The sequence below is a fragment of the Rhodoferax bucti genome (genome assembly GCF_005876985.1).
GTDB classification, from domain to species: Bacteria; Pseudomonadota; Gammaproteobacteria; order Burkholderiales; family Burkholderiaceae_C; genus Allorhodoferax; species Allorhodoferax bucti.
The window spans coordinates 67,383-81,284 of the sequence record NZ_VAHD01000004.1 but is presented as its reverse complement, the minus strand read 5'-3'; the positions used below and the strand labels follow the sequence as shown (position 1 = coordinate 81,284).

Genomic DNA, 13,902 nt, shown 5'->3' with positions numbered 1-13,902 from the left:
ATTACTGCCGCGCCGTACGGGTATTGCCTGGCAGAGCCTGCGGGTGGCTGGTGCGGAAGGGGTTGATGTCCAGCCCACCGCGGCGGGTGTAGCGGGCGTACACCGTGAGTTTGGTGGGGCGGCAGCGGGTCCAGATGTCCATGAAGATGCGCTCCACGCACTGCTCATGAAACTCGTTATGGTTGCGAAAGCTCACCAGGTACTGCAACAGCCCCTCCTGTTGAATCTGCAGGCCGGTGTAGCTGATCTGCACACTGCCCCAGTCCGGCTGGCCGGTGACCAGGCAGTTGCTCTTGAGCAGGTTGCTCACCAGCACCTCGCTCACCACGCCCTCTTCGGCCGGAGCGGTGCTCAGCAGCTCGGGGGCCGGCTGGTAGCGGGTGCACTCCACGTCCAGGCGGTCGAGGTTCAGGCCATCGAGCTCGTAAATGGGCTCGCGGTCAAACTGGTCTGCCGCAATCAGGCGCACGCCCACTGACTGCACCGGGCCGCCGCGCCAGGCGGCTTCGGCGATGTCGGTGCGCAGGTGCTGCAGCACCTCGGCGGCATCGGCAAAGCGGGTGTTGTTGAAGCTGTTGAGGTAGAGCTTGAACGACTTGCTCTCGATGATGTTGGGCGATTCGGCCGGAATCGTGAAGTGCACCAGCGCCACCTGGGGCTTGCCACGCGCATTCAGCCAGCTCAGCTCAAACGCGGTCCACAAATCGGCACCGAAAAACGGTGCTGCACCAGCCGCTGTACTGGTGATGCCGATCTCGGCACGCTTGCCTGCACGGGGGATGGGAAACAGCAGCGAGGCGTCGTACTGGTCCACATAGGCGGACGACTTGCCAAGTTGGGATTGTTCGGGGGTGTTCATTCAGGATTTCCGTTCGAAATGGCTCCGCAGCGCGGCCAGGATGCGGCGAGTGGGTTCAGGCGGCAGGTCGTGGCCCATGCCTTCAATAGGCAGTAGCGTAGCACCGGGAATGCGGCGTGCGGTGTCTTGCCCGCAGGCAAAAGGCACCAGCGGGTCGGCCGTGCCGTGCACCACCAGCGTGGGCGCGGTGATGCGGGGCAGCAAGGCGGCCCGGCCGCTGTCAGACACCACCGCCACCATCTGCCGCAAGGTGCCCACCGGGTACAAGGCACGCTCCACACCAGCGGTGATGCGGGCCCGCAACTCAGCCTCGGGGATTGGAAACGCTGGGCTGCCAATGGCGCGGAACAAGCCCACCGAATGGTCAATTACCGCCGCTTTGCTGCTGCCCTGCGGGCGGCTCATCATGGCGCGCAGCACCTGCGGGTCGGGGCCCGGCAAGCCCTTGGCACCGCTGCTGCTCATGATGCTGGTCAGGCTCAGCACCCGCTGCGGCGCGGCCAGCGCCACGCGCTGCGCAATCATGCCGCCCATGCTCACGCCCACCACATGGGCCTGCGCCACGCCCAACGCGTCCAGCACGCCGATCGCGTCTGCGGCCATGTCGCTCAAGGAATAAGGGGCGGCAGGGGTGAAGCCCAGCTTGTACTGCAGGCTGGCCCACATAAGGTTGGGTTTACCGGCCGCCTCCATGCGGGTGCTCAGGCCCACATCGCGGTTGTCAAAGCGAATGACGCGCAAGCCTGCAGCCTCCAGCTCCTCCACCAGCTCCTGCGGCCAGGCAATTAGCTGCAAGCCCAGCCCCATGATCAGCAGCACGGCCGGTTTGTGGGTGAAAGACAGGTCGTACCGGGCGCTGTCTTCGACCTCGATGTCGATACCGTTTGCTCTTATTTTCATAGCTGCTTGCGCAATATATACGGGCGCCTAAGCCTTATTTCGCCTGAAAACCAGGCGTTCGGGCGTGGACTCTTCGGCGGCATACGCATAGCCGTCCACGTCAAAGGCTTTGAGCTGCTCGGGCGTGCTGAGACGGTGCTCAATGGCGTAGCGCGCCATCAGGCCCCGCGCCTTTTTGGCGAAGAAGCTGATGATTTTGTACTTGCCATCTTTGTATTCCTGGAACACGCACTCCACCACCCTGCCCTTGAGCGCTTTCAGGTCTACCGCCTTGAAGTATTCGTTGGACGCTAGGTTGACTACCACCGGCGTGGTGTCGGCCTGCAAGCGGGTGTTGAGGTAGTCCGAGAGCTGGCGGCCCCAGTAGTGGTAGAGGTTACTGCCGTGCGGGCCTTTCAGGCCGGTGCCCATCTCCAAGCGGTAGGGCTGCATCAAGTCCAGCGGGCGCAGCACGCCGTACAGCCCACTCAGAATGCACACGTGCTCCTGCGCCCAAGCAAGGTCATCGGAGCCCAGTGTTTTGGCATCCAGCCCGTCGTACACATCGCCGTTGAAGGCCAGCACGGCCTGGCGGGCATTCTTCTCGGTGGCTTTGGGCGACCAGGCCGCGTAGCGGGCTACGTTCAGGGCGGAGAGCTTGTCGCTCAGGTCCATCAGCTCGGCGATCTGCTGCGGGGAGTAGTCACGCAGCAGCGTGATGAGTTCTTTGGACTGCTTCACAAACAAAGGCGCGGTGTGCGGCTGCCCGTTCAGAGGGGTGTCGTAGTCCAGGGATTTGGCGGGGGAGAGCAAAAACAACATGGCAATTCGGGGGCTGCGCGGGGCGAGCTAGCCAGTTTATCCCGAAGGTCTGCAGCCCACCGCCGGCAGGCGCGAAGCCCCGCTGGAGCGTCACGGTTTCTTCATATGAACGGCTTAGCCTCGGCGCCTTCTTCAACTGGGAACCTTGACCACCATGATTGCTTTCTCCCCCACCCGCCTGGCTGCCTCGCTGGCCGTAGCCCTGTCCGCCATGAGCGCACAAGCCCAGACCGAAGTCACCGCCGTGCTTGCCGGCCATGCCGCGGTGCCATTCACTACCACCGTCAAAGCGCCCAAGGCCGCCGGCCCGTTCTTTGAAACTGCGGGCAAGTTCAACGCGGCCAACCGCCAGCGCACCGAGGCGCTGGGCAGCATTGAAGGCATCAGCTTTGTGGGCGACCCCAAGTACCCCCGCAAATCCGGCGGCACCTTGCCGATCAAGGGCCAATCGGTACAAGGCTTCTCAGGCATCGTATCCTTGGGTAAAAATGAATTTCTGGCCCTGACCGACAACGGTTTTGGCAGCAAACTCAATTCGCAAGACGCCTTGCTGATGGTGCACCACGTGAAAGCCGACTGGACCAAAGGCGACGTGGCCCGCCTCAAAACCACCTTCCTGCGCGACCCGGACCGCAAGGTGCCCTTCGCTATTCAAAACGAAGCCACTGCGGAGCGCTTTTTGACCGGCGTGGACTTTGACCCCGAGTCCATCCAGATCGTGGGCGATGAGTGGTGGATCGGCGACGAGTTCGGCCCCTATGTGCTGCGCGTGACCCCCCAAGGCAAGGTGCTGGGCGTGATTGAGACCGTGGTGGGTGGCAAGGCCTACCGCGGTCCGGACCACTACATGAATGGCCGCCTGCCCAACTACCCCGGCGATGCCGGTTTTGAAGTGCGCCGCAGCGGCGGTTTTGAGCCCATGGCCAAGTCCATCGACGGCAAAACGCTGTACCCCATGTTTGAGTGGCCGCTGTGGGATGCCGCCGCCAAGGCCCAAGAGAGCCGCAATGGCAAGCCTTACACCCGCATTCTGGAACTGGATGCCGCCAGCAAAACCTACAGTACCCGCCAGTGGAAATATGCCTTTGAAGAAGCGGGCAATGTGGCCGCCGACTTCCAGATGCTGAGTGCCACCACCGGCCTCGTGATCGAGCGCGACGATGCCTCCGAAGGCTCCGGCAACGTCTGCAAGGACGAACCCCGCACCGACTGCTTCACCCGCCCTGCCCGTTTCAAACGTATCTACAAGATTGACTTTGCCCAGGCAGACGCCGATGGTTTTGTGAGGAAAGTGGCCTTTATCGACCTGACCAAAATCGCTAACCCCCAGCGCGTGGCCAAGCGCGGCCCGAACGAAGAAACCTTTGTGCTGCCCCACCTCGGACCTGAAGGCCTGACCGTGGTGGATGCGAACCACATCGTGGTGGTGAACGACAACAACTTCCCCTACTCCAGCGGCCGCACCCTGGGCAAGCCGGATGACAACGAGCTGACCCTGCTCAACATCCAAGCGCTGGTCGACGCGCAGTAAAGAGCCCCCGCGCTCCGCCGCTGCGCGGGTCGCTGCCCCCCAATGCCCAAAAAAAAGGGGGCGCGTTTTGCTTAAGGCGGCCCTGCGCAAAACACCTCTCTAACGGTGTGGGCTGTCGGCAGTGCCGCAATGCACAATGGCGGCACCATGCCGTTCATCACTTCGCCCCCCGTTTCTCTGGCGTTTTCTTCACGGCCCCGCAATGGCGGGGCCTTGTTTCGCAGCCTGCTGGCGGGTCGGCCCGCACAGGCAGCACCAGAGCAACTAGCGATTGCAGTAGAAGCCCAGTGGTATGGCGCCCAGGCAGACGCCAAGCGCCTCAAGCATTACCGCGAGGTCTGCGGCCTCACCGACGCTGGTTTTTTGCCTCCGCTGTACCTGCACGCCATGGCCATGCCCCTGCACATGGCCATCATGAGCCACCCGCAGTTTCCCCTGCGCTTGCTGGGTCTGGTGCATCTAGCCAACAGCATGCAGTGCCTGCGCCCCATCGGCGACTTTGAAACCTTGGACATGGACTGCCAGCTCCATGGCATAGAGGCGACCGAACGCGGCCAGACCTTTACCTTGCATACCCGGCTGCAAACTGCGGGCGAGACGGTATGGACTGAGACCAGCACCTTTCTAGCCCCCCTGCCCCGTAACGGAAAACGTCAGCCACCTGACGATCGGCCCGACTGGGGCAGCCCTGTGGCTCGCTGGGCGGTGGCAGGCAACGCAGGGCGCCGCTTTGCGGGCCCGTCCGGTGACTGGAACCCGATCCACGTGAGTGCTTTCACGGCACGCCTGTTCGGCTACCCACGGGCCATTGCACACGGCATGTTCAGCGCCGCCCGCTGCGTAGACTTGCTCTGCCGCGATCTGCCCGCTTGCGCGCCCCTGCAAATCGATCTGCGCTTCAAGCGCCCCCTGTTGATTCCCGGCGAAGTGGCCTTACATACCCGGCAAGAGGCAGACAGCACCCGCTTTGTGCTGAACGTGCTCCCGCAAGGCGAGCCGCATATCGAAGGCGCCTTGCGCAGGCTCTAAGCCCGCACAGCACCCGGCCCGGAAGCTGCCCGCCTCACCCATCATTGATTGCGAACGAGGAAACTACCATGAGCAACCCCGCAGATGCAGGCTCAGCCCTGACCCATTTCGACAACAAAGGCGATGCCCACATGGTCAATATCGCCGGCAAACCGTTGACGCACCGCAAGGCAGTAGCCGGCGGGCGCATCCAGATGCAGCAGCACACGCTGGACCTGATCCAAAACGCGCAGGCCGCCAAAGGCGATGTGCTGGGCGTGGCGCGTGTGGCCGGCATCATGGCCGCCAAGAAAACCAGCGACCTCATTCCCCTGTGCCACCCCATCATGCTCACTCGGGTGGCTATCGAATTTGAAGTGATTCACGCCACGGCCACCACCCCGCCCGCCATCCAGTGCCTGGCCATTGCCGAAACCACAGGTGGCACAGGCGTGGAAATGGAAGCGCTGACCGCCGTACAGGTCACCCTGCTAACCATTTACGACATGTGCAAGGCCGTGGACAAAGGCATGGTCATGACCGACGTGAAGCTGCTTGAAAAGCACGGCGGCAAGTCGGGCACCTACCTCGCCCCGCCCACCGCCTGACCGCGCTGTCAGCCGCTTAGTCCCCCGGCTGCGCGCCCTCGTAGCCCTCAATCAAAATCAGGTCGATCACCGACACGTCTTTGCGCAGGGCGATGGCGGCTTGGTATTCGGGGGAATGCCAGCAGTCCACTGCCGCCTGGTAGCTGGGGAATTCAATCACCACATTGCGGCTGCGGCTCTCACCCTCGGGATTCTCAAAGCGGCCGGCGCGCACCAGAAAGCGGGCGCCGTACTTTTTGAACGGCGCGGCATTCGCGGCCTGATACGCCTTGTAGGCCTCGGGGTCAAACACTTCTACACGGCCTATCCAGTAACCCTTGGGCATGTTTGTCTCCTGTGGAATGCTTGGCGCCAGTGTAGAAGATGGCTCACAGCCCCCGCACCGGTAAAATCGTCGCTCGCTCTTAGAAGAACCTCCATGTCTGAAACCGCTTCCACACCCACTCCCGCAGCCCCCACCGCCCCCGAACAACCGGGTCTGCAGTCCCTCTCCAAATCGTTCGAGCCCGCTGCGCTGGAAGCGCACTGGGGGCCCGATTGGGAAAAGCGCGGCTACGGCATCGCCGGCTTCCGCGGCACCAGCGCACCGGATGCAGCTGCGGCTGCTCAAGGCAAAAACTTCTCCATCCAGCTGCCGCCCCCCAACGTAACCGGCACGCTGCACATGGGCCATGCGTTCAACCAGACCATCATGGACAGCCTGACCCGCTACCACCGCATGGCCGGTTTCAACACCGCGTGGATTCCGGGCACCGACCACGCTGGCATTGCCACCCAGATCGTGGTGGAGCGCCAGCTGCAAGAGCAAAAAGTCAGCCGCCACGACCTGGGCCGTGAGGCTTTCACTAAAAAGGTCTGGGAGTGGAAAGAAAAGTCCGGCAACACCATCACCACCCAGATGCGCCGCATGGGCGACAGCGTGGACTGGAGCCGCGAGTACTTCACCATGGACCCCAAACTGTCGCAAACGGTCACCGAGACCTTTGTGCAGCTCTACGAACAGGGCTTGATCTACCGCGGCAAGCGCCTGGTGAATTGGGACCCGATTTTGATGAGTGCCGTGTCGGACCTGGAAGTGGAAAGCGAAGAGGAAGACGGCTCGCTCTGGCACATCCGCTATCCGCTAGCCGATGGCTCCGGTGACATCACTGTGGCCACCACCCGCCCCGAGACCATGCTGGGCGACGTGGCCGTGATGGTGCACCCCGAAGACGAGCGCTACACCGCGCTGATTGGCAAGCAGGTCACCTTACCCCTGTGCGGCCGTACCATCCCTGTGATTGCGGACGATTACGTGGACAAGGCCTTTGGTACCGGTGTAGTGAAGGTCACCCCCGCCCACGACCAGAACGACTACCAGGTCGGTCAGCGCCACAAGCTGCCCATGATCTGCGTGCTGACACTGGACGCCAAGATCAACGAGAACGCTCCCGCCGTCTACCAAGGCCTGGACCGTTTTGTGGCCCGCAAAAAGGTGGTGGCAGACCTGGAAGCCGGTGGATTCCTAGTGGAAGTCAAGAAGCACAAGCTCATGGTGCCGCGCTGCGCCCGCACCGGCCAGGTGATTGAGCCCATGCTCACCGACCAATGGTTTGTCGCCATGAACCAGGTCGGCAAGGGTGACGCCACCGGCAAATCCATCGCCCAGAAAGCCATCGACGCAGTGCAAAGCGGCGAAGTGAAGTTTGTGCCCGAGAACTGGGTTAACACCTACAACCAATGGATGAACAACATCCAGGACTGGTGCATCAGCCGCCAGCTCTGGTGGGGCCACCAGATCCCCGCGTGGTACGACGAAGACGGCAACGTGATCGTGGCCCGCAACGAGGCCGAAGCACAAACCAAGGCGCCGGGAAAAACCTTGCGCCGCGACGAAGATGTACTCGACACCTGGTACTCCAGCGCGCTGGTGCCCTTCAGCACCATGGGCTGGGGCAACGAAGGCGCCGGCACCGGTGCCACCGACGACTACAACCTCTACCTGCCCAGCAGCACACTGGTGACCGGCTACGACATCATCTTCTTCTGGGTCGCCCGGATGATCATGATGACCACACACTTCACCGGCCGCGTGCCGTTCAAGCACGTGTACATCCACGGCTTGGTGCGCGACGCACAAGGCAAGAAGATGAGCAAGTCCGAAGGCAACGTGCTCGACCCCGTGGACTTGATCGACGGCATTGCGCTCAGCCCCCTGCTGGACAAGCGCACTACTGGCCTGCGCAAGCCCGAGACCGCGCCAGCGGTGCGCAAAAACACCGAGAAAGAATTCCCCGAAGGCATTCCCGCCTACGGTGCCGACGCACTGCGCTTCACGTTTGCAGCGCTCGCCTCGCTGGGCCGCAGCATCAACTTCGACAGCAAGCGCTGCGAGGGCTACCGCAACTTCTGCAACAAGCTGTGGAACGCCACCCGCTTTGCGCTGATGAACTGCGAAGGCCAGGACTGCGGTTTGCAAGACCACGATGCCGCCGCGTGCGACACCGGTGCTTATCTGGAGTTCAGCCAGCCTGACCGCTGGATCGTTTCCCTGCTGCAAAAGACCGAAGCCGACGTGGCCCAGGGCTTTGCCGACTACCGCTTGGACAACGTTGCCAACACCATCTACGACTTCGTGTGGAACGAGTTCTGCGACTGGTACCTGGAAATTGCCAAGGTGCAAATCAACACCGGTAACGATGCGCAAAAACGCGCCACCCGCCGCACCCTGATCCGCACGCTGGAAACCATTCTGCGCATGCTGCACCCCATTGCCCCCTTCATCACCGAAGAGCTGTGGCAAAAGGTGGCGCCCGTCGCGGGACGTGGCGGCCCCTCGATCTCGATTGCGGCCTACCCCGTCAGCCAGCCCGAGCGCATTGACGACACCGCAATTGCCCATGTCGCCAAGCTCAAGCACTTGGTGGATGCCTGCCGCAATCTGCGCGGTGAAATGAACGTATCGCCCGCGACCCGCCTGCCTTTGTATGTGGTAGCCCAGACAGAAGCTGAAGGTGCTTTCCTGCAGTCGTCTGCCGCTGTGCTGCAGGCATTGGCCAAGCTGAACGAAGTCAAGCTGTTCGACAACGAGGCTGCGTGGCAAGCCGCTGCCCAGTCTGCCCCTGTGGCGGTGGTGGGTGAAGCCCGTGTGTGCCTGTTTGTGGAGGTGGACGTTGCGGCCGAGAAGCTGCGCCTGGGCAAGGAAGTGGCGCGCCTGGAAGAGCAGATCGCCAAGGCCAGCACCAAGCTCAACAACGAAGCCTTTGTGGCCAAAGCCCCCGCTGCAGTGCTGGAGCAAGAGCGCAAGCGCGTGGCGGACTTCGCGGCCACCCTGACCAAGGTGCAAGAGCAACTGGCCCGTTTGGGCTGATTTCAAGTTTGCCGGTACGCCGGCAGATAACAAAAAAGCCGGCTCCAAGCCGGCTTTTTTGTTGACGCCCTGATCGCAATGTCAGCGGCGACGCAGCACGTGAATGAAGGAGGTACCCGCAGTTTGCTGGTCAATCAACTCATGCCCGGTCTGCTTGGTGAAGGCTTGAAAATCGCGCAGCGAACCTGGGTCCGTCGCCACCACCTTGAGCGTCTGGCCGCTCTGCAATTCAGCGAGTGCCTTTTTGGCTTTCAGGATGGGGAGCGGGCAATTCAATCCGCTGGTGTCAATTTCTTTGTCGAAGTTCATGCAAGCTGCTTTCTGGCGTAGACGTTGATTTTAGTCGGCGGCTTGCTCAATCTGTGTGCGCCATACCGGGTCCATGAACTCCGGCTCATGCCCGCGTGAACGCAAAAACTCGGCCAGGGCATAGCCGGTGCCCGCCGGCCAGCATTTCACATCCTGCAGGTCATAGAGGCGGTAATCCACGAGCTCCGGGCTGAGCTTGACCTCTCCATGGCACACCGCGTGGTAGGCAATGATGACCTGGTTCATGCGCTGGAAGTCATACACGCCTAGGAGCTTGAGCGCACTGGTACTCAAGTTGGTTTCTTCCGCAATTTCACGGGTAATGCCCTCTTCCGGCGTCTCACCGGCCTCCATGAAACCGGTAATCAGCGCGTACATCTTGCCCGGCCAGGCGACATTGCGGGCCAGCAGCACCTGCCCGTGGTACTCCACCACAGCAGCCAACACCGGTGTGGGGTTGTTCCAATGAGTAAAGCCGCAGGATGGGCAGCGCCAACGGGTCTTGTCACCGCCATCTTCCGCAAGAGTGATCTCAGCCAGGGGCGTAGCGCACTGCGGGCAGAACGTGAATACTGCAGACATGGATACCTTTGCTATTATTTCAGGAGCTACTTGCGCACTATGGACGAGCGCTACAGGCCAGTTGACTCATAAACTCAGGCCGGAAACACACCTGTCGAGAGATAACGGTCGCCCCGGTCGCAGACGATGAACACGATCACCGCATCCCGTTCACGCTTGGCAATTTCTTGCGCCACCCAGCACGCGCCTGCGGCAGAGATGCCACCGAAAATACCCTCTTCCCGGGCCAAACGCCGGCACATGTCTTCCGCATCGCCTTGGCTCACATAGATCAGCTCATCCACATTGGACGGGTCGTAGATCTTGGGCAAATATTCCTGTGGCCACTTGCGGATGCCAGGAATACGCGAGCCTTCAGAAGGCTGTGCGCCGATGATGCGAATAGCCGGGTTCTTTTCTTTCAAAAAGCGAGAAACACCGGTAATCGTGCCCGTCGTTCCCATGGCGCTCACGAAGTGGGTAATCCGTCCGCCGGTTTGTTCCCAGATCTCGGGGCCTGTCGTTTCGTAATGGATTCGCGGGTTGTCGCCGTTGGCAAACTGGTCGAGCACGCGGCCCTTGCCCTCGCGCTGCATCTGTTCGGCGAGGTCGCGCGCGTACTCCATGCCACCACTTTTGGGCGTGAGGATCAACTCGGCGCCAAACGCTTTCATGGTCTGCGCCCGCTCGATGGACAGGTCTTCCGGCATGATCAAAATCATGCGGTAACCCTTGACCGCAGCCGCCATGGCCAGCGCAATGCCAGTGTTGCCTGACGTGGCCTCTATCAGCGTATCGCCGGGCTGGATATCGCCGCGCTCCTGGGCGCGCTGGATCATGGAGAGTGCGGGGCGGTCTTTCACCGAACCCGCAGGGTTGTTGCCCTCTAGCTTGCCCAGCAGTACGTTGTTGCGCACCTGGTTGTCCGCGGCCTGAATGCGTTGCAGGGCCACCAAAGGTGTTTTTCCGATTGCTTCTTCAATAGTTGGATATTTCATGCCGTAAATGTGCCATAATTCGTGCTTCACAAAATACCTGCCCAGGTGGTGAAATTGGTAGACTCAGGGGACTCAAAATCCCCCGCCGCAAGGCGTGCCGGTTCGAGTCCGGCCCTGGGCACCAGATAAAAGCCGAATGTCCCAAAGACATTCGGCTTTTTCTTTGTCTGCTAGTCCACCGGCAATGTCCCGATCCGGCGTACGCCCGAAACGGCTTGCATCACAATCTGCTTTCTGTGTCCCTCCCACGCACCATGTCCATGCACTCCACAGAAGATCGCACACCTGCCCTGTTCTGGAAACTGGTGGCGGCTTCGGTTCTGGTGGCGCTGATACCCACAATCTGGCCGGAACTGGACCTTCGCGCCGCGGCTCTTTTTACCGGCGCCACACCCACCATTGATTCGGTCAGCTGGTGGTGGGTGGAATGGATCAATGCCTGGATGCCAGCCGCATTCCGGACCATGTTGGCCATTTGCGCAATCGCATGGCTCGTCTCGCACTTTGCGCAGCGATGGAAGGCTTGGCGCTTGCCGCTGGCTTTTGTGGTTTGCGCCGGCATTGCCGGCCCCGGTGCGGTGGTCAACTGGGGTTTCAAGGAGCACTGGCAACGTGCCCGCCCCTACCAAGTCGAAAATTTTGGTGGTACCCAGCAGTTCACCCGTGCTGCGGTGATGACGGACCAATGCGACAACAACTGCTCTTTTGTCAGCGGGCACGTGGCCTGTGGCTTCTTCTTCAGCAGCCTGATGTTGATCCATGCGCGCAGGCGCAAGGTGTGGTTAGTGATAGGGACTGTTTCCGGACTTGCCATCGGCTTCTCCCGCATGTCAGCGGTCGCCCACTGGTTGAGCGATGTGCTATGGGCCTACCCGATCACGCTGATGAGCAGCTGGCTTGTCTGGCAGCTGCTACTAAAGCTCTACGGGCTGAAGGGCACTGACATTAATTAAGCCGGCAGCCACATCCGGGTAACGCAATCGCAACCGAAGCTCAGTCTTCATGCGCTGATTGTCGATACGGCGTGACTCACTCATGAAGCTCAACAACATGACAGGCAGCTGCTTTTGGGCACTGTCTCGTGCCACACGGGGCGGGCGTGGCAAACCGTACAAGTCTGCCGCCATGTCGAAGTAATCCCCCATTTTCAGTTGGGTGTCGTCGCTCACGTTGTAGATTCGCTGGGGAGCGCCCGCCCAGAGCGCCCGCATGCAAGCACGGGCTAGGTCATCCGCATGGATATGGTTGGTGTACACGTCGTCTTGGGGCTGGAGTACCGGTGTGCCTTTTTGCAATCTGGTTCGAGGTGTCCCACCCTCCCGGTCCGGCGAATAGATACCTGGAATCCGCAGCACCGCCATGGGCGTGCCCGTGGCCTTGCCCCATGTGCGCAACACAGCTTCCGCATGCACACGGCGCTGCGCGCGAGGGGTTTGCGGGGATACAGCTCGCGTCTCTGAGACCCATTCACCGGAGCAATCACCATAGACCCCGGTCGTCGAACCATAGACCGCGGAGTGCAAGGGACTGCGCAATCGAAGTACCCGGGTTAAGGCTGCGGCGCGCGGATCGGTCCATCCTTCCGTGGGCGGCGGCGCCAGGTACATCAAACGGCTGCCCAAGCCTGCCAATCTTCTCAGGCTGGACGCCTTATCCAGATTGCCCAGCAAAGGCATCACACCGGCTTTACGGAGCTCAGCAATGCGTTCTTCGCTGGAGGTGAGCGCCATCCAACGAATGTGCGAACCGGACTGTCGAATGGCGCGCATCGCCACATCGCCGCAACCGACCACCAGCACACGCGGTCGTCTGAACCGCGCCGGGAGCGCACCGAGGGGGGATTGGTTTGAAGGCAAAATCGAGGGTTGTTGACAAAGCAGCCACCTAGGATACCGAAGATGAGCGAGACCGCATCCGCCACCATGACTTTTTCTGTTGCCGTGCAGCCCAGCGGACGCACCTTCAGCACACACAGCGACGAAACGCTGCTGGCTGCAGGCATACGCCAAGGGGTAGGCCTGCCCTATGGTTGCAAAGACGGCGCATGTGGCTCCTGCAAATGCAGGATGCTGTCCGGAAGCGTGGTGCACGGCGCCCATCAAGCAAAGGCACTGAGCCCCGAGGAAGAAGCGCAAGGACTGGTGTTGACCTGCTGTGCGACCGCTACCTCCGATGTGGTGCTGGAATCCAGACAGGTGTCAGCAGAAGGTGCTTTGCCGATCAAAAAGATGCCTACCCGTGTGACGACCCTACAAAAGGTGTCTGACGACGTCATGGTGCTGCAACTTCAACTGCCAGCGAACGACACGTTTTTGTATCGCGCCGGTCAGTACATTGAATTCTTGCTCCGCGATGGCGCGCGCCGCAGCTACTCCATGGCCAATGCGCCGCAGGGCAACACTCTGGAACTGCACATTCGCCATATGCCCGGTGGCAAATTCACCGACCACGTATTCGGCGCCATGAAGGAAAAAGAAATTCTGCGGGTGGAGGGGCCTCATGGGTCTTTCTTCCTGCGGGAAGACTCCGACAAACCCATGATCCTGCTGGCCTCTGGCACTGGCTTTGCGCCCATCAAGGCGCTGCTGGAGCACATGCTGGCTCAAGGCATTACGCGCAAAGCAAGCCTGTATTGGGGTGGCCGCCGTCCACAAGACCTTTACATGGACACTTGGGTGAAGGACGTCCAAAAGCAGATGCCTACCTTGGCCTACGTGCCAGTCGTGTCAGATGCGCTTCCGGAAGACGCTTGGACAGGCCAAACCGGCTTTGTGCACCAGGCAGTGTTGGCTGACTTTACAGACCTGAGCGCCTACCAAGTCTATGCCTGCGGCGCTCCCATCGTGATCGAGTCCGCCAAACGGGACTTCGTGGCAAATGCAGGATTGCCGGAAGAAGAGTTTTTTGCAGACGCCTTTACTTCCGAGGCGGATAAAGCCTCTGCCTGAACGACAAAGGCCGCCGGTGTAAGCCGGCGG

Annotated in this window: 14 protein-coding genes and 1 tRNA gene; 7 read left to right on the top strand and 8 right to left on the bottom strand. The window is 61.1% G+C overall.

Features of this window, described 5'->3' with window-relative positions:
• Position 1: 1 nt before the first annotated feature.
• From queF to yaaA, 3 genes are read right to left on the bottom strand one after another with little or no spacing between them, the layout of a single operon-like run.
• Complete coding sequence (gene queF, locus FDM28_RS14895) at positions 2-859, bottom strand: NADPH-dependent 7-cyano-7-deazaguanine reductase QueF (protein ID WP_138516506.1); 858 nt, start codon at positions 857-859, stop codon at positions 2-4.
• Positions 860-1,759, bottom strand: a complete 900-nt coding sequence (locus FDM28_RS14890) for an alpha/beta fold hydrolase (protein WP_138516504.1) — start codon at positions 1,757-1,759, stop codon at positions 860-862.
• Positions 1,760-1,786: 27 nt separating this feature from the next.
• On the bottom strand, positions 1,787-2,560 hold the full coding sequence (yaaA, locus tag FDM28_RS14885) for a peroxide stress protein YaaA (RefSeq protein ID WP_138516502.1): 774 nt from the start codon (positions 2,558-2,560) through the stop codon (positions 1,787-1,789).
• Between the two features lie 154 nt (positions 2,561-2,714).
• Here yaaA and FDM28_RS14880 point away from each other — a divergent pair, with 154 nt between their 5' ends.
• The 3 genes from FDM28_RS14880 (at position 2,715) to moaC (ending at position 5,707) form a co-directional block, all read left to right on the top strand.
• Positions 2,715-4,091 carry an esterase-like activity of phytase family protein gene (locus FDM28_RS14880; protein ID WP_138516500.1) on the top strand — a complete coding sequence of 459 codons (1,377 nt, stop codon included), beginning with the start codon at positions 2,715-2,717 and terminating at the stop codon, positions 4,089-4,091.
• 147 nt (positions 4,092-4,238) lie between these two features.
• Positions 4,239-5,120, top strand: a complete 882-nt coding sequence (locus FDM28_RS14875; protein ID WP_170211802.1) for a MaoC family dehydratase — start codon at positions 4,239-4,241, stop codon at positions 5,118-5,120.
• Between the two features lie 68 nt (positions 5,121-5,188).
• The gene (gene moaC, locus FDM28_RS14870; protein ID WP_138516496.1) at positions 5,189-5,707 is read left to right on the top strand and encodes a cyclic pyranopterin monophosphate synthase MoaC; all 519 of its coding nucleotides are present in this window, start codon (positions 5,189-5,191) and stop codon (positions 5,705-5,707) included.
• A 16-nt stretch (positions 5,708-5,723) separates the two neighbouring features.
• Here moaC and FDM28_RS14865 read toward each other — a convergent pair whose 3' ends face one another.
• Positions 5,724-6,032, bottom strand: coding sequence for a DUF1330 domain-containing protein (locus FDM28_RS14865; RefSeq protein ID WP_087496806.1), 309 nt, complete (start codon positions 6,030-6,032; stop codon positions 5,724-5,726).
• Positions 6,033-6,125: 93 nt separating this feature from the next.
• Here FDM28_RS14865 and FDM28_RS14860 point away from each other — a divergent pair, with 93 nt between their 5' ends.
• A complete protein-coding gene (locus FDM28_RS14860; RefSeq protein ID WP_138516494.1) occupies positions 6,126-9,056 on the top strand; it encodes a valine--tRNA ligase in 2,931 nt (976 codons plus the stop codon).
• Between the two features lie 81 nt (positions 9,057-9,137).
• Here the strand turns inward: FDM28_RS14860 and FDM28_RS14855 are convergent, their stop codons facing one another.
• The 3 genes from FDM28_RS14855 to cysM form a co-directional block, all read right to left on the bottom strand.
• Complete coding sequence (locus FDM28_RS14855; RefSeq protein WP_138516492.1) at positions 9,138-9,365, bottom strand: sulfurtransferase TusA family protein; 228 nt, start codon at positions 9,363-9,365, stop codon at positions 9,138-9,140.
• Between the two features lie 30 nt (positions 9,366-9,395).
• A complete protein-coding gene (locus FDM28_RS14850; protein ID WP_138516491.1) occupies positions 9,396-9,947 on the bottom strand; it encodes an NUDIX hydrolase in 552 nt (183 codons plus the stop codon).
• 74 nt (positions 9,948-10,021) lie between these two features.
• Positions 10,022-10,924 (bottom strand): cysteine synthase CysM, encoded by a 903-nt coding sequence (cysM, locus tag FDM28_RS14845; RefSeq protein ID WP_138516489.1) that lies wholly within the window; start codon positions 10,922-10,924, stop codon positions 10,022-10,024.
• A gap of 39 nt (positions 10,925-10,963) precedes the next feature.
• Between cysM and FDM28_RS14840 the strand changes: the two genes are divergently transcribed.
• Both FDM28_RS14840 and FDM28_RS14835 read left to right on the top strand, forming a co-directional pair.
• Positions 10,964-11,048: transfer RNA gene (locus FDM28_RS14840), tRNA-Leu, on the top strand.
• Between the two features lie 136 nt (positions 11,049-11,184).
• A complete protein-coding gene (locus FDM28_RS14835; RefSeq protein WP_170211800.1) occupies positions 11,185-11,877 on the top strand; it encodes a phosphatase PAP2 family protein in 693 nt (230 codons plus the stop codon).
• Here FDM28_RS14835 and FDM28_RS14830 read toward each other — a convergent pair.
• Entirely contained in the window at positions 11,839-12,780 is a 942-nt protein-coding gene (locus tag FDM28_RS14830; protein WP_138516485.1) for an SDR family oxidoreductase, read from the bottom strand. The genes FDM28_RS14835 and FDM28_RS14830 overlap by 39 nt on opposite strands.
• Positions 12,781-12,822: 42 nt before the next feature.
• Between FDM28_RS14830 and FDM28_RS14825 the strand changes: the two genes are divergently transcribed.
• Positions 12,823-13,872, top strand: a complete 1,050-nt coding sequence (locus FDM28_RS14825; protein ID WP_138516483.1) for a CDP-6-deoxy-delta-3,4-glucoseen reductase — start codon at positions 12,823-12,825, stop codon at positions 13,870-13,872.
• Positions 13,873-13,902: the final 30 nt, after the last annotated feature.